This window comes from Aeromicrobium sp. PE09-221 (genome assembly GCF_002174305.1).
Lineage (GTDB): Bacteria > Actinomycetota > Actinomycetes > Propionibacteriales > Nocardioidaceae > Aeromicrobium.
The window spans coordinates 206,416-229,030 of record NZ_MIJB01000003.1 but is presented as its reverse complement, the minus strand read 5'-3'; the positions used below and the strand labels follow the sequence as shown (position 1 = coordinate 229,030).

Here is a 22,615-nt window from a genome sequence, read left to right as displayed (position 1 = left end):
GGCGGAAGTCGCACGTGTCGACCCTCTCTACGGTACGGGGCGCACCAGAATCGGGTCAAACCGGCCCCTTCTACTGCGCCATCGCCTCCGACTTCCAGTCGACACGCCGATGTGTCCACAGTTTTCTTCAACCCGGGTTGTGGGAGTGAGGCACTCGCCGTTAGAGTCCCAGAAGGCTTTTCCACAGGAATGTGCTCTCGGGGGCGTCCTCCATTCACAGTCTGTGGACAAGTGTGTGGACAAGGCGGGCCGATCGCCCGTCATCACAGGCAGGACGAGACCAGCTACGAGGAGCGCGACGTCGGTGAGCGATGTGGATCACGGCCAGAGCCAGGACCTCGACGATGTGTGGGCCGAGGCCGTCGCCACGCTCTCACCCGGCGCCAAGGTCTGGGTCTACGGGGCCAAGCCACTCTCGCACCACGACGGCCTGCTCATCGTCGCGGTGCAGGACGATCTGACCCGTGCCCAGCTCGAATCGCGCGTACGGCCGGCCGTCGAGCAGGCGCTCACCACACGGCTCGGCCGGGACACACGCCTCGTCGTCACGATCGATCCGAGCGTCCTCGACGACATAGAGACAAAGGCATATGTCGATAAAGAGACATCTACGGTCATCGACGAGGACGACGACGATCTCGACGACACGGACGAGCCCGCCGAGAGCGATGTGCTCACCCCCAGCTGGGTGAGTCGTCCGGCTGCCATGGGCCCCGTCAGCTCCGAGCAGCACCGCAGCAGCATCGCCGAGGCTCGGCTCAACCCGCGGTACCAATTCGAGAACTTCGTCATCGGATCGTCCAACCGCTTCGCGCACGCCGCGGCCGTCGCCGCAGCCGAGGCACCCGGCAAGGCCTACAACCCGCTCGTCATCCACGGCGACTCCGGACTGGGCAAGACCCACCTGCTGCACGCGATCGGGCACTACGTGCTCAACCTGTATCCATCCTCGCGCGTCCGCTACGTCAGCTCCGAGGAGTTCGTCAACGACGTCATCAACGCGATCGGCGAGAACCGGACGCCCGCCCTGCGCCGAAAGTACCGCGAGATCGACGTGCTCCTCGTCGACGACATCCAGTTCCTCGAACGCAAGGAGTCGACGCAGGAGGAGTTCTTCCACACCTTCAACGCGCTCCACAACGAGAACAAGCAGATCGTCATGACCTCCGACCGTCCGCCGCAGGAGCTCAAGACCCTCGAGGAGCGCCTGCGCAACCGGTTCACCTGGGGACTCCAGACCGAGATGCTGCCCCCCGATCTCGAGACCCGCATCGCGATCCTCCGCAAGAAGGCATCGAATGAGAAGCTGACCGCGCCCGCCGATGTGCTGGAGTTCATCGCCAGCAAGGTCCAGACCAATATCCGCGAGCTCGAGGGAGCGCTCATCCGCGCCACCGCCTTCGCGAACCTCAACGGTACGACAGTCGATCTCCAGCTCGCGCAGATCGTGTTGAAGGATCTCGTGGCCGAGGGCGAAGAGCCCGAGATCACGGTCGGCGTCATCATGGCCCAGACCGCTACCTACACCGAGTTCACGATCGACGAGATCTGCGGCACCAATCGCTCCCGCAGCCTCGTGCTGGCACGGCAGATCGCCATGTACCTCTGCCGCGAGCTCACCGACATGTCGCTGCCGAAGATCGGGCAGGAGTTCGGCGGTCGCGATCACACCACCGTGATGCACGCCGAACGCAAGATCCGCAAGCTCATGGCGGAGAAGCATGCCGTCTACAACCAGGTGACCGAGCTCACCGCCCGCATCAAGCAGCAGGCGCGTCAAGCGTGATGTCGCTACAACTCGGCCACCGCGCGCGTCAACCTCTTTTCACACCTGGGGAAAACACTGTGGGTAACTGTGGACGGACAGTGGAGCCCCCGGGGCTCTCCTGTGTACGGACCGTGGACATCAGCCGGCCGTCCACACCCCGACGGGACCACTCCACGAGGCACTCCACACATCATCCACTGTCCATCCATCGCCATGACCTGCGCAAACAGCGGTTCTCCACAGGATCCACAGCGCCTACTACTACGACGACAGAGATCTACATGACAAGAACCCGGCGAAGTCACCATCGCCCTGACGTGTGGACAGACGGTCGGCAAACCTCCCGCACTGGTTCGCTGTCGTCCGCTCGTGGCAGGATTCGATGCATCTCCCGTGCGACCCGAAAGGCCCAGCTCTCGTGAAGTTCCGCATCGACCGCGACACCCTCGCCGATGCCGTCGCATGGACGGCTCGCAGTCTGCCCAACCGGCCGAGCGTGCCCGTGCTGGCCGGACTTCTGCTTCAGACCGCGGACGGTCAGCTGACCCTCGCGGGCTTCGACTACGAGACCTCGACGCGGGCCACGCTGCCCGCCGAGGTCCACGACGACGGCCAGGTCCTCGTCTCGGGGCGCCTGCTCGCGGAGATCGTCAAGGCACTGCCCCACCAGCCGGTCGATGTCGTCGTCGACGGCTCCAAGATGCAGGTCACCTGCGGCTCCGCGAGATTCAGCCTGCAGACCATGCCGGTCGACGAATATCCGCAGCTGCCCGAGATGCCCACCGTCTCGGGCACCGTCAAGGCCGATGCCTTCGCCACGGCCGTCGCGCAAGCGAGCGCGGCCGCCGGTCGCGACGAGATGCTGCCGCTGCTCACCGGTGTCAGGCTCGAGCTCGAGGGGGAGACGATCTCCCTGATGGCGACCGACCGCTTCCGTGCGAGCCTCCGCGATCTGCCCTGGTATCCCGAGGCGGCTGACGTGTCGGCTCGCGCCCTCGTCCCTGCCCGCGTGCTCGGCGAGACCGCCCGTGCACTGGCTACCAGCGGCGAGGTCACGATCGCGATCTCCGGCGGCGACGCCGGAGACGGCATGATCGGCTTCGAGGGCACGGTGGGCAACGGCATCCGGCGTACCACCACCCGGCTGCTGGAGGGAGACTTCCCCCGGGTGCGCCAGCTCTTCGCCGCCCAGGCGGAGACCGTCGCCTATGTGGGCACGTCGACCTTCATCGAAGCCGTCAAGCGTGTCGCCCTCGTCGCCGAGCGCAATACCCCGGTTCGCCTGAGCTTCTCCGAGGGGCAGGTGCTCCTGGAGGCCGGCAGCGGCGACGAGGCCCAGGCCTCCGAGACCATCGAGGCCACCCTCGACGGTCCGGACATCTCGATCGGCTTCAACCCGACCTATCTGCTGGAGGGCCTCGGTGTCATGTCCGAGCCGGTCGTCCACCTGGCGTTCACGCAACACACCAAGCCGGCGGCGATGTCGGGCGTCTCCGAGGTCGGCAACGACCCCGACGGAGCGTTCCGCTACCTGATCATGCCGGTTCGTCTGCAAAATTGAACCCGATCTCCAAGGAAGTGACCTCGATGCACATCGGACTCGTCGGTCTGGGCAAGATGGGTGGCAATATGCGCACCCGCATGCGCAATGCCGGGCTCACGGTCGTCGGCTACGACCGCGACCAGGAGCTCAGCGATGTCGCCTCGCTCGCCGACCTCGTGCAGCAGTTGCCCGACGATGCGCCGAAAGTCGTGTGGATCATGGTGCCGCACGGTGATGCCACGCATGCGACGGTCGAGGCTCTCGCAGAGCTGCTCGGCGAGGGGGATGTCGTCGTCGATGGTGGCAATTCGCGCTGGACCGACGATGAACTCCACGCCGACCAGCTCTCCAAGCGAGGTATCGGCTATGTCGACTGCGGGGTCAGCGGCGGAGTCTGGGGTCTGGAGAACGGCTACGCGCTGATGGCCGGCGGCTCTGAGGAGGACATCGCGAAGGTCCGGCCGGCCTTCGATGCGCTGCGGCCCGGTCCTGAGGAGGGCTTCGTCCACGCCGGACGTGTGGGCGCCGGGCACTTCTCCAAGATGGTCCACAATGGCATCGAGTACGCGATGATGCAGGCCTATGCCGAGGGCTTCGAGCTGCTCGAGAAGTCCGACATCGTCGACAATGTCACTGAGGTCTTCGACTCCTGGCGGGTCGGCACGGTCGTGCGGTCCTGGCTGTTGGATCTGCTGGTCAAGGCGCTCCAGGATGACCCGGGTCTCTCCCAGATCCGTGGTTACGCCGAGGATTCCGGTGAGGGTCGCTGGACGGTCGAGGCGGCCATCGACCATGCGGTACCGGTGCACACCATCGCGGCCGCGCTGTTCGCGCGCTTCACGTCTCGTCAGGACGAGTCCCCGGCCATGCAGGCCGTCGCGGCGATGCGTCAGCAGTTCGGCGGCCATGCGGTGCGTGCCACCGAGGAATCCCCCGACGTCCCCCCAGCCGCCCACTGAGGCGCAGCCCTCCGGTGGGGCGGCCATGAGGCCACCGCACCGGTTACGGTGGACGCGTGCATGTCCGTCGCCTCTCGCTCGTCGATTTCCGCTCGTATGAGAGCGTCGATATCGACCTGCGCCCGGGGGCGACGGCGTTCGTCGGAGCCAACGGCCAGGGCAAGACCAATCTGGTAGAGGCCGTCGATTACATCTCGCGCCTGACCTCGCATCGGGTGTCCGCAGACGCTCCCCTCGTGCGTGCGGGGGCCGACCAGGCGATCGTGCGCGCCGAGGTGGTCAAGGATGATCGTCCGGCCTTGGTCGAGGTGGAGATCACGCCGGGGAGGTCGAACCGTGCGCGAGTCAATCGCAATGCGGTGCCGCGGGTGCGCGACCTGGTCGGCATGGTGCGCAGCGTGATCTTCTCCCCCGAGGATCTCGCGTTGGTGAAGGGTGATCCGTCTGATCGCCGGCACTTCCTGGATGGTCTGCTGGTGATGCGTGCTCCGCGGCTCGCGGGCGTCAAGGCCGATTACGATCGGACGCTGAAGCAGCGCAACACACTCTTGAAAACAGCGAGAAAGCGACAAGTCGATTTGTCGACTTTGGATGTGTGGAATGAGTCGCTGGCTCGCAACGGGGGTGAGCTCACTGCTGCGCGCCTCGCTCTGTTGGACGAGCTCACTCCCTATGCGACGGTGGCCTATCAATCCGTCGCCGCGGCCGCGTCTCCCGATCGGCGCGAAGTGAGCGCCGTCTATCGGCCGGCCGCGGCAGCGATCGATCGCGGCGAAAGAGCCCCGCAGGCGCTCGCCGATGCGCTGCTCGAGGAGATGGACCGTCGCCGTCGCGACGAGTTGGAGCGCGGCGTGAGCCTCGTCGGCCCGCATCGCGACGAGGTAGTGCTCGGCATCGGAGACCTCCCGGCCAAGGGATATGCGAGTCATGGCGAGTCGTGGTCCCTCGCGCTCGCCCTGCGGCTCGCCTCCTATGACCTACTGCGCGACGAGGGCGATGATCCGATCCTCATCCTCGATGATGTCTTCGCCGAGCTCGATCAGCGCCGACGCGACCACCTCGCCACCCTCGTGAGCGGTGCGGAGCAGGTGCTCGTGACCGCGGCGGTCGAGGCCGACGTCCCCGCGGGGCTGGGCGACGAGCGCTTCGCGGTCCAGGCGGGCAAGGTGACGCCGGCATGAGCGAGACGAAGCCAGGCGATGAGGAGTGGCCTGAGGAGACACAGCCGGAGGACGAGGTGCCGTGGCACTCGGCCGACGACGTGGTCAAGATGGCGCGTGAGATCGCCGACTCCTATCGCGCGAGCGGTGCTCCGGCCGCTCCCCAGCGTCGGCGCGGACGTGTTCGGCGCCGAGCCACCCGTCCCCAGCGCGAGGATGCGACACCCCTCGGTGATTTCGTCGGAGAGCTGGTGCACCAGCAGGGGTGGGCCGATCAACTGGCCGCGACGCGCGTGTTCACGGACTGGGCCTCAGTCGTGGGCCCGGAGGTGGCGCAGCACAGCGAAGTGGTCGGCTTCGAGGACGGCATCGTGCGCATCCAGGCGACGTCGACCGCGTGGGCGCGGGAGCTGACCCTCCTCGCACCTCGCCTGGTGGCGAAGCTCAACGAGCTGCTCGGCGACGGTTCGGTGATCCGGCTCGATATCCGTGGTCCGCAGGCGCCGTCGTGGACCCGCGGCCGACGCTCGGTCCGCGGGGGCCGGGGCCCCCGCGACACCTACGGCTGATCACTTCCCGGTACAACGCGGTCAGTCGTGAGCCGGGGTGACCGCGACGAAGAGTGTGACGGCGGCCGCAGTCAACGCCGCCACCGCTCCCAGCACGCTGGTCGCGAGCATGACATCGGTCCACGACGAGGCAGGTCGGACGCCCACGGCACCGAGGAACACCACCGAGGCGGCGGCGCCGAGCAGCCCAGTGAGGGCCGACGCCCAGGTCCGCCCGCGGTGGCCGCCCAGGACGGCGGCGACGAGACTCGTCCAGATCACCACCATGAGCAACGCGCCGACCACATCGGCGGGACGGTGCCACCCGGCGACGATGGTGCTCAGGCCCGTGAGTCCGATCGCCGCGGTGCCGACGCCCGCCATCACCGGGCGGATCGCGGCGGGCAGCACCAGCACCAGTCCGGCGACCGCGCTGGCCACCACCGTCGTGTGGCCGCTCGGGAGACTGTTGGCCAGGTGCAGGCCGACGCCGAGGTCCGGCCGGTCCAGCACCGCCTTCAGCACCTGGGTCGAGATATTGGCTCCCCCGATGATCGCGAGGGCCCCGACGGCATGTGCGAAACGCCGTCGCAGCAGTGCGATGACGACGCAGAAGCCGGCGACCGCGAGGATGGCGCCGACGGATACCCGGCCGAGCACGCTGAGCAGCGTGATCTCGGCGGTGTTGCTGGCCGTGACCGCGTTCATCGCTGCATCGTCGACGAGCTGACCGGTCGAGGAGCTCAGGGCGGCCATGACCAGGCCGGCCAGGGCGAGGGTGCCGGCGATCGCCACGGCCACCGCCGGTCCGGTGACGCGGCCTCGCGCGGCAGCCGATCGGGTCGGGTCGGCGACGAGCGGAGCGGTCATGACTCCACTGTGCCCCATGCGGTGAATCCCCTGTCGTAGCGACCGCGGTGTCAACCGCCACGCTGGAACGATGAATACCCCCTCCGCCATGGTGGTGGTTGGAGGAGGGGGCGGCAGTGCGTTCTAGGGCCCTTCTCGTCGCGCACAACCACACTGTGGCGTAGACATGACATCCACTTTTGCGCCGCGCATGCGCTGAGCGCCACGAGGTTGCCCGTATACTTAATGAGTGACTCCAGCGCCTGAGAGCAACAGCGACCTCCCCGCGGATGGTCAGCCGCAGTCCTATGACGCCAGCAACATCCAGGTCCTGGAAGGCCTGGAAGCCGTGCGCAAGCGGCCCGGCATGTACATCGGCTCCACCGGTGAGCGTGGCCTGCACCATCTGGTCTACGAGGTGGTCGACAACTCCGTCGACGAAGCCCTCGCCGGCTACGCCAGCCGGATCCTGGTGGTCCTGCAGGCTGACGGCGGTGTGCGGGTCGTGGACGACGGCCGCGGCATCCCGGTGGGCGTCCATCCCACCGAGCAGATCCCTGCGGTCACGCTCGTGCTCACCTCGCTGCACGCGGGCGGCAAGTTCGGCGGCGGCGGTTACAAGGTCTCCGGAGGTCTGCATGGCGTCGGTGTCTCGGTCGTCAACGCGCTGAGCACCCGCCTGTATGTCGACGTGAAGAACGATGGCTATCGCTGGACGCAGTCCTTCACCTATGGCGAGCCCGATGCTCCCCTGGAGCGTCACGAGGCCACCGAAGAGACCGGCACGAGCACCACCTTCTACGCTTCCGATGAGATATTCGAGACCACGACCTACGATTTCGAGACGCTCAAGACGCGTTTCCGGGAGATGGCCTTCCTGAACAAGGGCCTGACCATCACCCTGCGCGATGAGCGCGAGCTCCCCGGCGACTCCAACCCCGAGGCCACCGAGGGCACGGTCGACGAGATCGAGCGCGAGGTGACCTTCCACTACGACGGCGGCCTGGTGGACTACGTCAGGCACATCAACACGGGCAACCGCCAGCCCATCCATCCCGATGTCATCAGCATCGAGCGTGAGGACGAGGCCAGCGGTCTCTCGCTCGAACTCGCGATGCAGTGGAATGCGAGCTTCAGCGAGTCGGTCCACACCTTCGCCAACACCATCAACACCCACGAGGGCGGAACCCACGAGGAGGGCTTCCGCGCTGCCATCACCACCACGGTCAACCGCTTCGCCGAGAACAACAACCTCATCAAGAAGAAGGAGGACCGGCTCACGGGCGATGACATCCGCGAGGGGCTGACCGCGATCATCTCGGTCAAGCTCACCGAGCCGCAGTTCGAGGGGCAGACCAAGACCAAGCTGGGCAATACCGAGGCCAAGACCTTCGTGCAGCAGATGCTCAACGACGAGCTCGGCGCCTGGCTGGAGGCCCATCCGAGCGAGGGCAAGACCATCGTGCGTAAGTCGATGGACGCCGCCTCGGCCCGCCTCGCGGCCCGTAAGGCGCGTGATCTCGCCCGCAACCGCAAGGGATTCCTCGGTAGCGGCGGGCTGCCCGGCAAGCTCGCCGACTGCTCGAGCCGCAATCCCGAGGAGTGCGAGGTCTTCGTCGTGGAGGGCAACTCCGCCGGGGGCTCGGCCAAGGGCGGACGCGATCCGCGGACTCAGGCGATCCTGCCTCTGCGCGGCAAGATCCTGAATGTCGAGAAGGCGCGCATCGACAAGATCCTCCAGAACGCCGAGGTGCAGGCAATCATCAGCGCCCTCGGCACCGGCGTGCACGAGGACTTCGACATCGCCAAGCTGCGATACAACAAGATCGTCCTGATGGCCGATGCCGATGTCGACGGTCAGCACATCACCACGCTGCTGCTGACTCTGTTGTTCCGCTTCATGAAGCCGCTCATCGATGCCGGGCACGTGTACCTCGCGCAGCCCCCGCTGTACAAGATCAAGTGGACCAATGCCCCCCACGAGCTGGCCTACTCCGATCGCGAGCGCGACGCGCTGCTCGCGGCGGGCGACGAGGCCGGTCACCGGCTGCCCAAGGAGGCGCCGGTGCAGCGGTACAAGGGTCTCGGTGAGATGAACGACTCCGAGCTGTGGGAGACCACCATGGACCCGGAGCGGCGACTGCTGCGGCAGGTCACGCTCGCGGATGCGGCCGTGGCCGATGAGATCTTCACCGTGTTGATGGGTGAGGACGTCGACCAGCGCCGCTCGTTCATCCAGCGCAACGCCAAAGACGTCCGCTTCCTCGACATCTGACCGTCCCGGCTCCGTCGCCTGCCTGATCCAGGATCGGCTGACGGTCACTCGCCACCTTCTCGACACGAGGTTCTTCGACAGTGACTGAGATTCCCCCTCCCCCCGCCGATCGCATCGAGCCGGTCGAGCTGCACGATGAGATGCAGCGCTCGTATATCGACTATGCGATGAGCGTGATCGTCTCGCGCGCGCTCCCGGACGTGCGCGACGGCCTCAAGCCGGTGCACCGGCGGGTGCTGTATGCGATGTTCGACGGCGGCTACCGTCCCGATCGGGGCTTCAGCAAGTGCAGCCGCATCGTCGGCGATGTCATGGGTCAATACCACCCACATGGCGACACCGCGATCTATGACACCCTCGTACGCCTGGCGCAGCCCTGGGTCATGCGCGCGCCGATGGTCTCCGGGCAGGGCAACTTCGGCTCCCCGGGTGATGACCCGGCCGCCGCGATGCGGTACACCGAGTGCAAGCTCGCGCCCATCGCGATGGAGATGGTCCGTGATATCGACCAGGAGACGGTCGATTTCAAAGCCAACTACGACGGCCGTTCGCAGGAGCCCACCGTCCTGCCGTCGCGGATCCCGAATCTGCTGGTCAATGGCTCGGCCGGTATCGCCGTCGGTATGGCCACCAATATCCCGCCGCACAATCTCCGCGAGGTCGCCGAGGGCGTGCAGTGGGCGTTGAAGCATCCGACGGCCTCGGCCGCGGAGCTGCTCGAGGCGCTGATGGAGCGCATCAAGGGTCCCGACTTTCCCACCCACGGTCTCATCGTGGGCACCAAGGGCATCGATGACATGTACCGCACCGGTCGCGGGTCGGTCACGATGCGCGCCGTGGTCAGCATCGAGGAGGACACCAAGGGCAAGATGCAGCTCGTCATCACCGAGCTGCCCTACCAGGTCAACCCCGATGCGCTGATGCGCAAGATCGCCGAGCTGGTCAATTCCGGCCGGCTGCAGGGCATCGCGGACCTGCGCGACGAGTCCAGCTCGCGCGTGGGCCGCCGCATCGTTGTCGAGGTGCGCCGTGACGCGGTGGCCCGGGTGGTGCTCAACAATCTCTACAAGCACACCGAGCTGCAGAGCAATTTCAGCGCCAATATGCTCGCGCTGGTCGATGATGTCCCGCGCACGCTGACCCTCGACGGCTTCGTCGTCAACTGGATCAACCACCAGATCGACGTCATCCAGCGGCGTACGCGGTATCGCCTGCGGGAGGCCGAGAAGCGCGCCCACGTCCTGCGCGGTCTGGCCAAGGCCCTCGATCACCTCGATGAGGTCATCGCGCTGATCCGTCGCAGCCCCACGGTCGACGAGGCTCGCGAGGGACTCAAGTCGTTGCTGGACATCGACGACATCCAGGCGGGCGCGATCCTCGACATGCAGCTGCGTCGTCTGGCGGCCCTGGAGCGGCAGAAGATCATCGACGATCTGGCCAAGATCGAGGCCGAGATCGCCGAGCTGAAGGCGATCCTCGAGAGTGAGGAGCGTCAGCGGCAGATCATCAGCGACGAGCTCGCCGAGATCGTCGACAAGTACGGCGACGACCGCCGCACGCAGATCATCCCCGCCGATGGAGATCTGTCCGATGAGGACCTGATCCCCGATGAGGAGGTCGTGGTCACGATCACGCGGGGTGGTTACGCCAAGCGCACCAAGACCGACCTCTACCGGGTGCAGAATCGCGGAGGCAAGGGAGTTCGCGGAGCGTCGTTGCGGGGTGAGGACTCGGTGCAGCATGTCTTCGCCACCACGAGCCATCACTGGATCCTGTTCTTCACCACCGCGGGCCGCGTCTACCGGGCCAAGGCGTATCACCTGCCCGAGGGCGGTCGGGACGCGCGCGGTGGGCACGTCGCGGGGCTGCTGAGCTTCCAGCCGGGTGAGGAGATCGCCCGCGTGCTAGCGATCCGCGACTACGAGTCGATGCCCTATCTGGTGCTGGGCACCAAGAAGGGCCTGGTCAAGAAGACGCGGCTCGCGGACTACAACAGCCCGCGCCAGGCTGGTGTCATCGCGATCAACTTCCGGGACGACGACGATGAGTTGATCGGTGCCGAGCTGGTGTCGGCCGAGGACGACATCCTGTTGATCAGCCGCAAGGCGCAGTCGATCCGCTTCCACGCCGATGACGAGCAGCTCCGGCCGATGGGACGCGCCACCTCGGGCGTGACCGGCATGAAGTTCCGCGACGGTGACGAGCTGTTGTCGATGAGCGTCATCAAGGCCGGTGCCGACGAGGAGTCAGATCAGCTCTATGTCTTCACCGTCACCGACGGCGGCTACGCCAAGAAGACGCCGATCGACGAGTACCGGGTGCAGGGCCGCGGTGGATTGGGCATCCGTGCCATGCAGATCACTGAGAATCGTGGAGAGCTCGTGGGCGGCCTGGTGCTGCGCGACAGCGACGATGTCATCAGCGTGACGGCATCCGGGCAGATCACACGCAGCCTCGTTTCCGGCGTTCCCGCCAAGGGTCGTGGCACGATGGGAGTCAGCTTCGTCAAGTTCAAGGGGGACGACCGGGTGGTGACGATCGCACGGAACAACGAGCCGGTCGCTCCCGAGGACGACGCGGCGACGGACGAATCAGGCACGACGAGCGACGAGGGGCAGAGCAGTGACTGAGAAGTCGCCGGGAGACGGCCAGGGCAAGCGTGACTCGCCGACCCAGGAGATGCCGCGGGTCGAGGAGAAGGACGCGTCGAAGAAGCCTGAGAATGACGCGAAGAAGACGCCGGAGTCCACCGAGTCGTCCGCCGCCGGCGCAGCGGCTGGGTCCTCGGGTACGTCCGCTCCTGCCGGTGGCCCCAAGCCGGCGACCGGCAGTGGTGCCGCACCGCAGAAGCCTGCCGCGGCAGCCAAGAAGCCGTCCTCATCGAGCGGTTCCGAGACGCCCGCGGCCAAGAAGCCGGCGGCGGCCAAGCCCGATCAGGGAAAGAAGCCCGATCCCGGCAAGAAGCCGGGTGGGGGCGAGAAGCCGAGTGTGTCGGCGCGTCAGCCGTTGAGCCGCCCCGCGGGGGGTGCGGTCTCCGGCGGCCCGCGCAAGCCGATGAGTGGGCTGAGCAAGGACGAGTACACGCGCACCACGACGTCCAGCCCGGATGCCACCGCGGTGATCCCGGCCGTCAAGGACGACAAGCCCGCGCCGACGTCGGACCCGGCGAAGGACGCGGGCACCAGTACCGTCAAGGGCAAGGCCGAGGCGGCCACTGCCACGACGCAGGTCGAGCAGGAGGCCACCGAGCCGGGGCGGGCGTTGCTGCGCCTGCGTTATATCGAGCCGTGGTCCGTGACCCGGCTGGTCTTCGTGATCTCGGTGGCCCTGATGATCGTGGCCGTCGTGGCCATGGCGGTGTTCTGGGTCGTTCTGCAGGTGACCGGGGTGTGGGGGGCGCTGAACGACAGCGTCACCAATATCCTCAGCGACGATGCCGGTTCCTTCGATGTCACCGACTACTTCGGCTTCGGTCGTCTGGTGGGTCTCACGCTCGTGCTCTCGGCTCTCAATGTGGTGTTCATGACCGCATTGGCCACGATCGCCGCTCATCTGTACAACCTGTCCGCGTCGATCCTGGGTGGCGTGAAGGTGACCTTCCTGGAGGATCAGCGCTGAGCGCACCCCGATGCTCCGCACGTCGTGGACGTAGGGTAAAGTTCAACGCTGTTGCGGGCCTATAGCTCAGCTTGGTTAGAGCGCTTCCCTGATAAGGAAGAGGTCGCTGGTTCAAGTCCAGCTAGGCCCACCGCACCCTGGAGGTTCACCATGAAGAAGATCATCGCTCTCATTGCCGTGTCCGCGGGTGCGTTCCTGTGCTGGCGGCGCCGTTCCGGCGGCCAGGACGCCTGGGCTCAGGCCAGCGACACGGTCTGATTCCCCACCGGGGGCTGTGGCGCAATTGGTAGCGCACCTGCTTTGCAAGCAGGGGGTTAGGGGTTCGAGTCCCCTCAGCTCCACCAGAAGGTCGTTGTTCAAACCAACGACATCACCGGTTCGAGGAACACGTTGAACGGCACGCCGGGTTCGCCGTGGATGGTGTCGTCATCGGTGACGATGACCTTGTCGAAGAAGGCTTGGTTGGCGATCCGGCGGAGCGAGTCGTCGATGCTCATGTAGATCGCGTGCATGTCCCGGCGAGGGCGAGGTAGTCGTCCAGGTGGGCCTTGGCTTGTTCGTACTCGCTGTCGCCGGCGTTGATCTGCGCGTCGAGGAACGCGGGCCGACGGGCGATGCGGTCCTGCTCAGAAGCGAGTAAGTCGAGGGGCACGGCTCCGGCGTAGTGGGTCTGCAAGAGCTTCTGCCGTTCATCGCCGAGCGCGTCCCGTTCTGCCTTGTACCCCTGGGCTGGGTGACGCGACGTGGCCGCGCCCCCCGATCAGAACCATGACGGTCACGTGTTTCGGATCGGGGTTCACTACTTCTTGCTGAGCAGTCGTTCCACTCGGGGTTTGACCTCGGTGGCCAGCAGGGTGAGGGATTCGATGAGGTGTTCCTGTGGCAGCCCGCCGATATCCATCTGGAGGAAGTGTCGCATGTGTCCCAGGTGGCCGTGGAGGTGCACGATGCGCTCGGCTATGTCGTCGGGGTCGCCGACATAGTAGGCGCCGGGTGCGTGGGCTTGTGCGAGATAGGCACGATCGTCCGGTGCGGGCCAGCCGCGGAGTTTCCCCATCTCCATGTTCAGGTTCACCCAGCCGGGGTAGAACCGGTCGAGAGCCTCTTGCTTCGTCGGCGCGACGAGTCCGAGCGCGGCGACGGAGACCTTGATGTCCTCGCCGGTGTGTCCGTGCTGTGCGGCGGTTCTGCGGTAGAGCTCCGCGAGGGGCGCGAAACGATGGGGTGCGCCGCCGATGATGCCATAGGAGACCGGGACGCCGAGCCGACCGGCGCGGACACTCGAAGGGGCGCTACCGCCGGTGCCGATCCAGATCGGCAGGGAACCGCTCACCGGCCGGGGCACCACGTCCAAGCCGTCGAGCGACGGTCTCATGGTGCCGGACCAGGTGACGGGACTGCCACGGTTGATCGTCAGGAGCAGGTCGATCTTCTCCTCGAAGAGTTGCTCGTAGTCGCGAAGGTCGTAGCCGAACAAGGGGTACGACTCGACCGATGAGCCGCGTCCTGCGGTGATCTCGATCCGTCCGCCACCGGAGACGGCGTCGGCGGTCGCGAACTGCTGGAATACGCGTACGGGATCGTCGGTGCTGATCACCGATACGCCGCTGGAGAGCACAATCCGTCGTGTTGCGGCGGCTGCCGCGTTGACCAGGGACGCGGGCGAGGAAGCGGGCATGTCCACGGTGTGGTGCTCGCCGATGGCGAAATAGTCCAGCCCCACGGTGTCGGCATGCACGATCGCGTCGAAGAGGTTCCGGATGGCTTCCGCGGTCGAGCGGAGGGTTCCGTCGGGATTTCTCTGGGTGTCACCGAAGCTATAAGCGCCGAGTTGCATCAGGATCTTGCCTGCCTGTTCGTGAGTTCCGTGCCTGGGAATCGATTGTCTTCCGCATCACCGCGCGAGCGCAGCGACGCTCGTCGACAGCTCCTTCCGCAACTCCTCGGCGGTGAACGAGCCGTTGAAGATCGGGGTACCGGCTTCGAACGCACGACCGGTCACGAGGGGACCGCTGTGCAGCGCGTCGAAACCGAAGCGATCGAGCATCCCCCGGACCTGTTCTGCGGCCTCGGAGTCATCGCTCGCGACCGCGAGCGCCCGCCGTCCGGGCATGCCCGAGGGCAGCCGGTCCTCTTCCATCTCGTGGTAACCGATGTGGTTGAGGGTCTTCACCATCCGAGAGTGCGTGAAGTGCTCGGCGACGATCTCGCTAGTCGACAGGCCACGACCTTCGAATTCGTCGATCACACCGTCCACGGGCGCCCAGTAGTTCAGCGCGTCGATCACGATCTTCCCCGCGAGCGGTGCGGGATCCACGTTCCGATACTTGTGCAGGGGCACGGCCAGGACGACGATGTCCGCCTCTCGTGCGGCGTCCGCCGCGGTCATCGCGCGAGCACCGGGTGTCATGATCTCTGCCAGCAACTCGATCTCGGACGCGGCGCCAGAGGCTGCGACATGCACCGCATATCCCGCATCGAGTGCGATCCGAGCAACCGCGGTACCGACCCGGCCGGTGCCCAGAACGGCAATCGTGTCCACGTGTCCTCCATCTGCCTGCCACCCCATCGAATTGATGGGTGATACGTCAACCATAACTCGCATAAGGATGACACGTCAACTATGATGGGGGCATGACTGCTCACGGATCCGACACCTCGCCGGTGGAGGTGTGGCGCGCACACCGGCGGCTGAGCGCGTGGCTGGGTGCGGCGTGGGCTCGAGAACTCGGCGCCGCGACCGGACTGTCCGAAGCAGACGCCGAAGTCCTGTGCTTCCTCGCCAGCAGCGGTAAGAAGACGGTGCGGGCGTTAGAGGTGCGTTGCGGACTCGAGTGGGAGAAGAGTCGTCTGTCGCACCAGTTGCGCCGCATGGACCAACGAGGTCTCCTCACCCGTGAGGAGTGGCCCCACGACAGTCGCGGTTCCGCGGTGGCGATCACGGAGAAGGGCCGGCTCCTCGCCGAGCAAGCCGAATCCGCCCAGCAGAGGTTCGCTCGCCGGGTGTTCGGTGACATCCTGACCTCGGCGCAGCGGTCGCAGGTCGTCAGTCTCGCCGATGCCATCATCCTCGATACGCCAGATGAGCTTCCTCCTTCCGGTCACCCGTGACCGACGGCGCTTCGGCCACGTTCTGCCGCGGTTCGACTCGTCACGGTCAGGGCGCCACGTGGCAGGCATGCTCCCGACGACCTCGACCCGTATCCGCGCCACAGTGGATCGCGCCCTGACACCGAGAAGCTGTCTCAGGCGGTGAACAGGATCGCGAAGAGGGCGATCAGGATCGCCACGACGATCCACGTCCCGAGACGGGTCACTCTCCTGCGCTGACGTGGAGGAAACGCGAGGGGGAGGAAGACGGCCGTCAACAGACCGGCCGGGACGGCGGTGATGAGACCGAAGATCATCGCGTAACCATGAGGGTCCCGGGACACCGGACCGAAGAGGCTGCCCAACACCAGTGCGACCAGCACGACGAAGGCGATTCCGCACACTGCTGCCGCTGCAGCCGCCAGAACGCGCAGGACGATCCGGATCATCCGATGCGCGCCGGGCACTCCCGGCGATGACATGTCTCGATGATCACAGATCCGGACTATGTGCGGGTGCGGACGACGAGAGCAGGCGCCCGCGAGGTAATCTTGGCTTCCGTGGTCCGTCGAATCTCAGCCCGCAGCGAGGACCGGACCACCTACCGAGTCACTTTCGCGGTGCTCGCGGCCGCCACGGTCTCCTTCTCGCTCGTGCAGTCGATGACCATTCCCGTCATCGCGCAGATCCAGGACCACTTCTCCACCACCCAGGCCACCTCGACCTGGGTCCTCACGGCCTATCTCCTCTCCGCCTCCGTGGCGACACCGATCGTCGGGCGACTCGGCGATGCCGTCGGCAAGGAGAAGATGCTCGTCTTCTCCGTCGGTGCTCTGGCGCTCGGATCCCTCGTCGCGGCACTCGCTCCCACGATCGAGGTCATGATCGCCGCGCGGGTGATCCAGGGCATCGGGGGCGGCGTGCTGCCCATCTCCTTCGGCATCATCCGCGACGAGTTCCCGGAGAAGAAGGTCGCCGGTGCCATCAGCGTGACCTCCTCCCTCATGGCCGTGGGCATGGGGATCGGGATCGTCGTCGCCGGTCCCCTCGTGGACTACCTCGGCTACGCCTGGCTGTTCTGGCTGCCGTGCGCGGTGACTGCGCTGACTGCGCTCATCGCGGTCATCGTCGTGCCCGAGTCGCCGGTCCGCCGTCCGGGCCGGGTCAGCTTCGTGTCCGCCGTGCTGCTCTCGGGATGGCTCGTCTGCCTCTTGCTCGCGGTCAGTCAGGGTGGCCAATGGGGATGGTCGTCGGTCACCGTCGTCGCGCTGTTCGGGGGCGCTGTCCTCCTCGCACTCTGCTGGGTGCTGACCGAGACGCGGGTGCGGGTGCCGCTCGTCGACATGCGCATGATGCGTCGCACCGCGGTCTGGACCACGAACCTCGTCGCCCTGCTGGTCGGCATGGGCATGTACGCGAGCTTCGGTTTCACACCGCAGTTCAACCAGACCCCCCCGTCCGCGGGCTACGGCTTCGGCGCCAGCGTCACGGAGTCGGGCCTGCTGATGCTCCCGGCGGCGGCGATGACCTTCGTCGCCGGTGTCATCGCCTCACGCATCGCCGATCGGATCGGTCCCAAGGCCGTGGTGGCCAGCGGATCCGCCATCGCTTGCGGCGGACTGCTCATGCAGGCGCTGTGGCACGGTGAGCGCTGGCAGATGCTGGTCGCCAACGGCCTCGCGGGTCTCGGCATCGGCCTGGCCTTCGCCTGTCTGGCCGCCCTGATCGTCGCCGCGGTGCCCGTGGATCAGACCGGCATCGCCTCGGGTATGAACGCGAATATCCGCACGATCGGCGGGGCGATCGGATCCGCCGTCATGGGGGGTATCGTCACGGCACATGCGACCCCGGACGGGCTGCCCGTCGAAGCCGGTTACACGATCGGATTCCTCGCGCTCGCCGGCGCCTTCGCCATCGCGACCCTCTGTGCGCTGACCATCCCGGTCCGATCGGAGGAGGAACTCGAGGACGCTCTCCTCCGCGACGGCCTCAACGAAGAGCGGCGATGAAGCCGAGGATCTGCTCTCGCAGCTGAGGGAACGCACCCTCGAAGGGTGTCTCGCTCTCGACGATGTCGGCGATGGCATCCAAGGTCTCGTCGACCGCGGTCGCCTTGGCCGACAGTCCCCACCGAGAGAACTCCGCGTCGAGATCGGCCCGAGTGACGTCGCGTGGTTTGGGGAATGGGTCGTCGGGTGTCCGCCGAGGGATTGCGCCCAGCCGTGCTCGGTGCGCACGAGGACGATCTTCGGCTGCACACCACCCAGCGAGGACCGACCGGTGAAGGTGTCGTTGCCGAGGGGCGACAGGAGCGGGTCGGTCAGCAGCTCACGGATCGCGGAGTCATCGACGGGTCTCAGCCCGGGTGTTCTCGGCTCTGTCGGGTCGTCGAGATCCCAGATCTGGAGCGCGCCGAGCGTCCCCTTCGAGGGTTCCGATGATGTGGTCGTAGAGCTCAACGGCCCGTTTCATCGTCATCCTCCCAGGTCGCCGTGAGCTCGATACCGGTGAGGCGCGCCAGGTCGAGGATGCGCCGCAGGTAGATGGTCGATCCGCCGCTCTCGATGGCGCTGATCGTGCTCTGGGTGACGCCGAGCTCGTCGGCGGGATCGCGTTGCGTCATCCCGCGAGCCACCCGGGCCTGCTGGATCGCGAGGCCGATGTCACCGGGAGCCCGCAGGCGGGCTTGTTGCCGAGTCATGAGATCTCCGCGGCGACTCAACGACGGAGCCGTAGCGCGAGATGTACCGTGATCCCGGCGACCAGCGCCCAGAAGGCCGCACCGATTCCCGCGACGCTCACCCCGGACGCGGCGACGAGAAAGGTGATGATCGCCGGTTCGACGCGGTCGTCACCCGTCAGCGCGGTCCGTAACGAGCTCGCCAGGGTCGCCAGCAGCGCCAGGCCGGCGGCCGCCGCGATGAGCTGGGCCGGAGCGGCGACCACCACCGCCGTCAACAGGGCGGCCAGCGGAGCGATGACGAGATAGCTCCCGCCGGTGGTGACGGCCGCGATCCAGCGACGGGAGGGGTCGCGTCCTGCCTCGGGCGATGCCGAGAGCGCCGCGCTGATCGCCGCGAGGTTGATCGCATGGCTACCCGCGGGTGCCCCGGCCGCCGTGCCCAGGCCGGTCACGATGAGACTCGCGCGCCATGGAAGCGTGTACCCGAAGCTCGTGAGCACAGCCGCCCCCGGGACGTTCTGGGCTGCCATCGTCACGAGGTAGAGCGGTAGCGCGATGCTCACCAAGGCCTGGATGGAGAAGGTCGGCGTGGTCCAGGAGAGGGCCGGCACCAGTTCGCCCTGCAGCGGTGCCTCCGCGAAGACGATGGCCGCCACGACGGCGACCACCAGTGCCGCGGGCGCTGCCCATCGTGGCGCGAGCACTATGAGCGCCAACCAGATCAGCACGACCGGACCGACGAGCCCGGGACGTTCGGCCGTCGCCGTGACCGGCACGAGACACAGTGGCACGAGAACACCGGCCAGCATCGCCTGCGCCACCGATGCCGGGATGGCTCGCACGAGATCGGCCAGCGGCCGGATCGCCGCGGTCGCGATGATGAGCAGGCCGACGACGAGGAAGGCACCGACGGCCGACGGCCATCCTCCGGATACCGCCCCGGTCGTGGCCAGGAGGGCCGCCCCTGGCGTCGACCAGGCGATCGTGACCGGGATCCGGTAGCGACGGGCGAGCAGGATCGCGGCGACTCCCTGGGTCACGCACAGGACCATCAGCCCCGATGCCGCCTGCGCGGGGCTCGCTCCCACCGAGGTGAGACCGGCGAGCACCACGGCGAAGGAGCTGGTGAAGCCCACCGCGGCGGTGACAAGACCGGCGACCACCGGAGTACGGGTCTCCTCACGCATGGCCGGAGCGTATCGGCACGACGACGCCGCCGTCCCCGATGGAGACGGCGGCGTCGCCGAGATCCTCAGGTCAGGACGTGGAACCGGGGCGCGGCTCGTCGGAGATGGTCTCCTCGAGCTGCTCGTCGATCGCGTCCTTGGTGTAGGCGGCGGTGGCATCGGCCCGGTCGTCGAGGGACTGGGCCGCGGCGGCGAGGTCGTCCGCGAGGGTCTGGGCCTCATTGGACTGTTGGCGTGCCTCGTCATCGGTCTGGTCGCCGAAGGCCTCGGTCGCGTCCGCGCGGTCGTTCAGCCGCTGGGACTCGTCGGCGAGGTCATCGGAACGGTTCCATGCCTCGTTCGCCTTCGCGGCGCTGGCATCGGCCTCGTCCTCGGCGGCGAAGTCGGCGGCGCTCTTGACCTTGGCCGTCATGGCGTTCGCAGCCTCGCTCGCCCGCTCGGACACCTTGTCCGTGACATCGCTCGCGACATCGGCGGCCTTGTGACCCGCCTCGGTGGCGACATCGGCCGCCTTGTGCTGCACGGTGTCGACCGTGCTCTGGACGGGCTCGGAGTTCCACAGCTTGTCGGCTTGCGACTTGATCTGCTCGTAGCGCTCCCGCCCGGCCTTCGTGCCGAGCACGTAGCCGACGGCGGCGGCCGCCAGCAAGGTCAGCTTCTTCACGGTCGTTCACTCCTTATGAGATACGGGAAGATCACCATTGTGTCGCGCTCTGGACGATTCCTCACTTCGAGGCTCATTCGGCCTCGAACCGCGGGCCGGTGCCCGAGTCCGCAGAGGGCTCGGGAGGGCTCATCGCCCATCTGATGGCTGAGGTGGCGACGATACCCGCCCCACGAATCGCCGTGTTCTCGGTGATGGGTAACCACGGTAGTCGCAAGGGTAGCCGCGCCCAACGCGGCAGCAGACCGGCTGCCGCGGCGGCGAGGGCCCCGTACGGTGCCCGCAGGGTCATCGGCACGGGTGGGTGGATCAGCAGGAACCGCGCTGCCGAGCGTGCCGCCGGTGTGGAGGCCAGCCGAGGACGGAAGTCCGCGATCGCCTCCGCGAGCTCGGCGGTCGAGCGTGGTACCTCCGTCGCGCCGAGCGCCTCACCGGTCACGGCGGCCTGCTCGACGTAGAGATCGCGCTCCTCCGCCGCGAGACGGCTGGACCCGTACCGGTCGTGGGCGCGGAGGAAGGAATCGACCTCGGCGACGTGCACCCAGCGCAGCAACTCGGGATCGCTCGCGGCATAAGGGCGCCCATCGGGTGCCGTGCCTCGGACGTGCTCGTGGACCGCGCGAACCACGGCCACGGCCCGGTCGGCGTCCTGGATGGTCCCGAAGGTCGTCTCGGCGAGGAAGGTGCTCGTGCGCTGCAGGCGTCCCCACGGGTCGCCGCGGAATCCTGAGTGCTCGTCGACCGCTGCCATCGCGAGGGGGTGTAGGGACTGCAGCAATAGCGCGCGGATACCCCCCACGAACATGGAGGAATCGGCGTGGACACGCCAGATCGGTTCCTCGGGCCCGAACCGGCGGGGGCCCTCGGCGCCGTGAATCCGCTCACGACGCCCCGCGCCCTCCGGTCCGGCCACACGCGCGAAGATCACCTCGCCGAGGCGGGTGCGCGCGGCCTGCACCGGATCCATGGATCGAGCATAGGCGGGTACGGACGAGGGCGAGCGGTGAACGAACACGCGGAGCCGGGCTGCGGGGCGGCGCGTCAGCGGCCGTTCCTAGGCGCGGAAGGACGCTGTGTGACCGGTGAGGAGGGCGAATGGACGCCTACCCACCGCCCGGCGGGAGTCCTGTGGCATGGGTGAAGGCCCCGGCCGGGGCCGGGGCCTTCGCGATGGGCTGTCAGACGAGCCAGCGGTTCTTCGTGACGAAGGGGAGGCTCTCCCACATCCGGCCGAGTCCGAGATACCGGCCCGAGGCGGTGAGGGCGAGGATCCCCAGCAGCAGCGCCTCGACGAGGTGCTCGTCCATGAACGGATTGGTCGCGGGCCACAGCGTCGCCGACCACATCAGGACCAGCAGCAGGGCTCCGGAGACTGCCGCGATGTTGACCCCGATGCCGAGCATCAGCGCCAGCCCGATACCCAGCAGCCCGATCATGAACAGCCAGTCGACCCAGGCCTGGCCGCCGAGACCCTGGTAGAAGTCCGCGAGCGGTCCGGTCGTGGCGTGTCCCAGGTAGCCTGCGGTCGGACTGCCGCCGTTGAGCCAGGAGTCCGCTCGCTCGGTCGAGAAGCCGAGCCCGAAGGTCTTGTCCAGGAAGGCCCAGAGGAAGATCCACCCCATGCTCAGACGGGCGAGTCCGAGGAGGACGTGAACGGGCCGCATGGCCGTGGTGGTGTCCGCGTGGGACGGGACATCGTGCTGGTAGGTGGTGCTCATGATGATCGCCTTCCTTTCCTCAGGTGATCTACGAGCCGACATCCTCGGCGGGTGCCGGGACGGCGACGACGATGGTGGTGGAGTGGGTGAGGCAGTAGTGGCTCACCGAGCCTTGGAAGACCCGGCTCAAGCCCTTGTGCACCTGGGTGCCGACGACGAGGAGTGCGGCACCGCGTGCGGCCTCGACCAGCACGGGTCCAGGCATCCCGCTCACGACGGACAGCTTGCGAGGGCTGTCGGCCTGGTCGAGCGGTCCGATGACATCCTCGACCCACTGCTGTGCGGTGGCGCGGGCGTCGTTCTCCATGGCCAGCCAGGGGATCGCGTAGCCGCCCATCGCCTCGGCGGCATCGATCTGCCAGCTGTGGACCATGTGGAGCTCGGCGCCACGCAGATCGGCCTCCTGCGCGGCCCACCGCAGGGCCGCGGCACCGGCCGCGCTTCCGTCGACTCCGACGACGATTGTGGTGCTCATGATGTGTCCTCCTCTTCCTGACACCTCCACTCTCCTCTCCGCTGAGCCACGGCGGCAGGGCCGAGCGATGTGTCTGCA

At 67.1% G+C, this 22,615-nt stretch carries 23 protein-coding genes and 2 tRNA genes; 13 read left to right on the top strand and 12 right to left on the bottom strand.

Features of this window, described 5'->3' with window-relative positions; translation table 11 throughout:
* Window positions 1–304: 304 nt before the first annotated feature.
* The 5 genes from dnaA (at window position 305) to BHE97_RS02290 (ending at window position 5,999) form a co-directional block, all read left to right on the top strand.
* Window positions 305–1,786, top strand: coding sequence for a chromosomal replication initiator protein DnaA (gene dnaA / locus BHE97_RS02310; protein ID WP_236757489.1), 1,482 nt, complete (start codon window positions 305–307; stop codon window positions 1,784–1,786).
* Between the two features lie 400 nt (window positions 1,787–2,186).
* A complete protein-coding gene (gene dnaN / locus BHE97_RS02305; protein WP_087622437.1) occupies window positions 2,187–3,329 on the top strand; it encodes a DNA polymerase III subunit beta in 1,143 nt (380 codons plus the stop codon).
* A gap of 26 nt (window positions 3,330–3,355) precedes the next feature.
* Window positions 3,356–4,270, top strand: coding sequence for a phosphogluconate dehydrogenase (NAD(+)-dependent, decarboxylating) (gnd, locus tag BHE97_RS02300; protein WP_087622385.1), 915 nt, complete (start codon window positions 3,356–3,358; stop codon window positions 4,268–4,270).
* A 56-nt stretch (window positions 4,271–4,326) separates the two neighbouring features.
* Window positions 4,327–5,451, top strand: coding sequence for a DNA replication/repair protein RecF (gene recF / locus BHE97_RS02295; protein ID WP_087622384.1), 1,125 nt, complete (start codon window positions 4,327–4,329; stop codon window positions 5,449–5,451).
* Window positions 5,448–5,999: a DciA family protein gene (locus tag BHE97_RS02290; protein WP_087622383.1), complete on the top strand. Its 552-nt coding sequence runs from the start codon at window positions 5,448–5,450 to the stop codon at window positions 5,997–5,999. Before recF ends, BHE97_RS02290 begins: the two co-directional genes overlap by 4 nt.
* A gap of 21 nt (window positions 6,000–6,020) precedes the next feature.
* On the opposite strand, the gene BHE97_RS02285 is transcribed toward BHE97_RS02290, so the two are convergent.
* Window positions 6,021–6,848 (bottom strand): phosphatase PAP2 family protein, encoded by an 828-nt coding sequence (locus BHE97_RS02285; protein ID WP_170931208.1) that lies wholly within the window; start codon window positions 6,846–6,848, stop codon window positions 6,021–6,023.
* Between the two features lie 229 nt (window positions 6,849–7,077).
* Here BHE97_RS02285 and gyrB point away from each other — a divergent pair, with 229 nt between their 5' ends.
* The 6 genes from gyrB to BHE97_RS02260 all read left to right on the top strand — a co-directional run bounded on the left by gyrB (window position 7,078) and on the right by BHE97_RS02260 (window position 13,064).
* Window positions 7,078–9,102 carry a DNA topoisomerase (ATP-hydrolyzing) subunit B gene (gene gyrB, locus BHE97_RS02280; protein WP_087622381.1) on the top strand — a complete coding sequence of 675 codons (2,025 nt, stop codon included), beginning with the start codon at window positions 7,078–7,080 and terminating at the stop codon, window positions 9,100–9,102.
* 80 nt (window positions 9,103–9,182) lie between these two features.
* The gene (gyrA, locus tag BHE97_RS02275) at window positions 9,183–11,732 is read left to right on the top strand and encodes a DNA gyrase subunit A (RefSeq protein WP_087622380.1); all 2,550 of its coding nucleotides are present in this window, start codon (window positions 9,183–9,185) and stop codon (window positions 11,730–11,732) included.
* Window positions 11,725–12,720: a DUF3566 domain-containing protein gene (locus BHE97_RS20560; RefSeq protein WP_236757488.1), complete on the top strand. Its 996-nt coding sequence runs from the start codon at window positions 11,725–11,727 to the stop codon at window positions 12,718–12,720. Before gyrA ends, BHE97_RS20560 begins: the two co-directional genes overlap by 8 nt.
* Before the next feature lie 55 nt (window positions 12,721–12,775).
* Window positions 12,776–12,850, top strand: a tRNA-Ile gene (locus BHE97_RS02265).
* Window positions 12,851–12,870: 20 nt separating this feature from the next.
* Window positions 12,871–12,978 (top strand): DLW-39 family protein, encoded by a 108-nt coding sequence (locus tag BHE97_RS20555; RefSeq protein WP_236757487.1) that lies wholly within the window; start codon window positions 12,871–12,873, stop codon window positions 12,976–12,978.
* A gap of 10 nt (window positions 12,979–12,988) precedes the next feature.
* Window positions 12,989–13,064: transfer RNA gene (locus BHE97_RS02260), tRNA-Ala, on the top strand.
* 12 nt (window positions 13,065–13,076) lie between these two features.
* Here the strand turns inward: BHE97_RS02260 and BHE97_RS19980 are convergent.
* From BHE97_RS19980 to BHE97_RS02245, 4 genes are all read right to left on the bottom strand, one after another.
* Complete coding sequence (locus tag BHE97_RS19980; protein ID WP_170931207.1) at window positions 13,077–13,217, bottom strand: hypothetical protein; 141 nt, start codon at window positions 13,215–13,217, stop codon at window positions 13,077–13,079.
* A complete protein-coding gene (locus BHE97_RS19975) occupies window positions 13,214–13,372 on the bottom strand; it encodes a hypothetical protein (RefSeq protein WP_170931206.1) in 159 nt (52 codons plus the stop codon). The genes BHE97_RS19980 and BHE97_RS19975 overlap by 4 nt, the downstream gene beginning before the upstream one ends.
* Before the next feature lie 147 nt (window positions 13,373–13,519).
* A complete protein-coding gene (locus tag BHE97_RS02250; protein WP_087622378.1) occupies window positions 13,520–14,557 on the bottom strand; it encodes an LLM class flavin-dependent oxidoreductase in 1,038 nt (345 codons plus the stop codon).
* Between the two features lie 57 nt (window positions 14,558–14,614).
* The gene (locus BHE97_RS02245; protein ID WP_201791273.1) at window positions 14,615–15,262 is read right to left on the bottom strand and encodes an NAD(P)-binding domain-containing protein; all 648 of its coding nucleotides are present in this window, start codon (window positions 15,260–15,262) and stop codon (window positions 14,615–14,617) included.
* Window positions 15,263–15,354: 92 nt separating this feature from the next.
* Here BHE97_RS02245 and BHE97_RS02240 point away from each other — a divergent pair, with 92 nt between their 5' ends.
* Window positions 15,355–15,831: a MarR family winged helix-turn-helix transcriptional regulator gene (locus BHE97_RS02240; protein WP_087622376.1), complete on the top strand. Its 477-nt coding sequence runs from the start codon at window positions 15,355–15,357 to the stop codon at window positions 15,829–15,831.
* Window positions 15,832–15,965: 134 nt separating this feature from the next.
* Here the strand turns inward: BHE97_RS02240 and BHE97_RS02235 are convergent, their stop codons facing one another.
* A complete protein-coding gene (locus BHE97_RS02235) occupies window positions 15,966–16,292 on the bottom strand; it encodes a hypothetical protein (protein ID WP_087622375.1) in 327 nt (108 codons plus the stop codon).
* Between the two features lie 78 nt (window positions 16,293–16,370).
* On the opposite strand from BHE97_RS02235, the gene BHE97_RS02230 reads away from it, so the two are divergent.
* On the top strand, window positions 16,371–17,819 hold the full coding sequence (locus BHE97_RS02230) for an MFS transporter (RefSeq protein WP_170931205.1): 1,449 nt from the start codon (window positions 16,371–16,373) through the stop codon (window positions 17,817–17,819).
* Between the two features lie 446 nt (window positions 17,820–18,265).
* Here BHE97_RS02230 and BHE97_RS02220 read toward each other — a convergent pair whose 3' ends face one another.
* The 6 genes from BHE97_RS02220 to BHE97_RS02195 all read right to left on the bottom strand — a co-directional run bounded on the left by BHE97_RS02220 (window position 18,266) and on the right by BHE97_RS02195 (window position 22,537).
* The gene (locus tag BHE97_RS02220) at window positions 18,266–18,511 is read right to left on the bottom strand and encodes a helix-turn-helix transcriptional regulator (RefSeq protein ID WP_087622373.1); all 246 of its coding nucleotides are present in this window, start codon (window positions 18,509–18,511) and stop codon (window positions 18,266–18,268) included.
* Between the two features lie 17 nt (window positions 18,512–18,528).
* Window positions 18,529–19,680, bottom strand: a complete 1,152-nt coding sequence (locus BHE97_RS02215; protein WP_087622372.1) for a benzoate/H(+) symporter BenE family transporter — start codon at window positions 19,678–19,680, stop codon at window positions 18,529–18,531.
* A gap of 70 nt (window positions 19,681–19,750) precedes the next feature.
* Entirely contained in the window at window positions 19,751–20,344 is a 594-nt protein-coding gene (locus tag BHE97_RS02210) for a YtxH domain-containing protein (RefSeq protein WP_087622371.1), read from the bottom strand.
* Window positions 20,345–20,417: 73 nt separating this feature from the next.
* Window positions 20,418–21,311: an oxygenase MpaB family protein gene (locus tag BHE97_RS02205; RefSeq protein WP_087622370.1), complete on the bottom strand. Its 894-nt coding sequence runs from the start codon at window positions 21,309–21,311 to the stop codon at window positions 20,418–20,420.
* A gap of 211 nt (window positions 21,312–21,522) precedes the next feature.
* Entirely contained in the window at window positions 21,523–22,062 is a 540-nt protein-coding gene (locus BHE97_RS02200) for a hypothetical protein (protein WP_087622369.1), read from the bottom strand.
* 28 nt (window positions 22,063–22,090) lie between these two features.
* Window positions 22,091–22,537 (bottom strand): universal stress protein, encoded by a 447-nt coding sequence (locus BHE97_RS02195; protein WP_170931204.1) that lies wholly within the window; start codon window positions 22,535–22,537, stop codon window positions 22,091–22,093.
* Window positions 22,538–22,615: the final 78 nt, after the last annotated feature.

Excerpts from the sequence above, each read along its gene's own strand:
- gnd (WP_087622385.1), top strand. The coding sequence starts at position 3,356 with ATGCACATCGGACTCGTCGGTCTGGGCAAGATGGGTGGCAATATGCGC.
- BHE97_RS02290 (WP_087622383.1), top strand. The coding sequence starts at position 5,448 with ATGAGCGAGACGAAGCCAGGCGATGAGGAGTGGCCTGAGGAGACACAG.
- BHE97_RS02285 (WP_170931208.1), bottom strand. The coding sequence starts at position 6,848 with ATGACCGCTCCGCTCGTCGCCGACCCGACCCGATCGGCTGCCGCGCGA.
- BHE97_RS20555 (WP_236757487.1), top strand. The coding sequence starts at position 12,871 with ATGAAGAAGATCATCGCTCTCATTGCCGTGTCCGCGGGTGCGTTCCTG.
- BHE97_RS19980 (WP_170931207.1), bottom strand. The coding sequence starts at position 13,217 with ATGAGCATCGACGACTCGCTCCGCCGGATCGCCAACCAAGCCTTCTTC.
- BHE97_RS02250 (WP_087622378.1), bottom strand. The coding sequence starts at position 14,557 with ATGCAACTCGGCGCTTATAGCTTCGGTGACACCCAGAGAAATCCCGAC.
- BHE97_RS02240 (WP_087622376.1), top strand. The coding sequence starts at position 15,355 with ATGACTGCTCACGGATCCGACACCTCGCCGGTGGAGGTGTGGCGCGCA.
- BHE97_RS02235 (WP_087622375.1), bottom strand. The coding sequence starts at position 16,292 with ATGTCATCGCCGGGAGTGCCCGGCGCGCATCGGATGATCCGGATCGTC.
- BHE97_RS02220 (WP_087622373.1), bottom strand. The coding sequence starts at position 18,511 with ATGACTCGGCAACAAGCCCGCCTGCGGGCTCCCGGTGACATCGGCCTC.
- BHE97_RS02215 (WP_087622372.1), bottom strand. The coding sequence starts at position 19,680 with ATGCGTGAGGAGACCCGTACTCCGGTGGTCGCCGGTCTTGTCACCGCC.
- BHE97_RS02205 (WP_087622370.1), bottom strand. The coding sequence starts at position 21,311 with ATGGATCCGGTGCAGGCCGCGCGCACCCGCCTCGGCGAGGTGATCTTC.
- BHE97_RS02200 (WP_087622369.1), bottom strand. The coding sequence starts at position 22,062 with ATGAGCACCACCTACCAGCACGATGTCCCGTCCCACGCGGACACCACC.
- BHE97_RS02195 (WP_170931204.1), bottom strand. The coding sequence starts at position 22,537 with ATGAGCACCACAATCGTCGTCGGAGTCGACGGAAGCGCGGCCGGTGCC.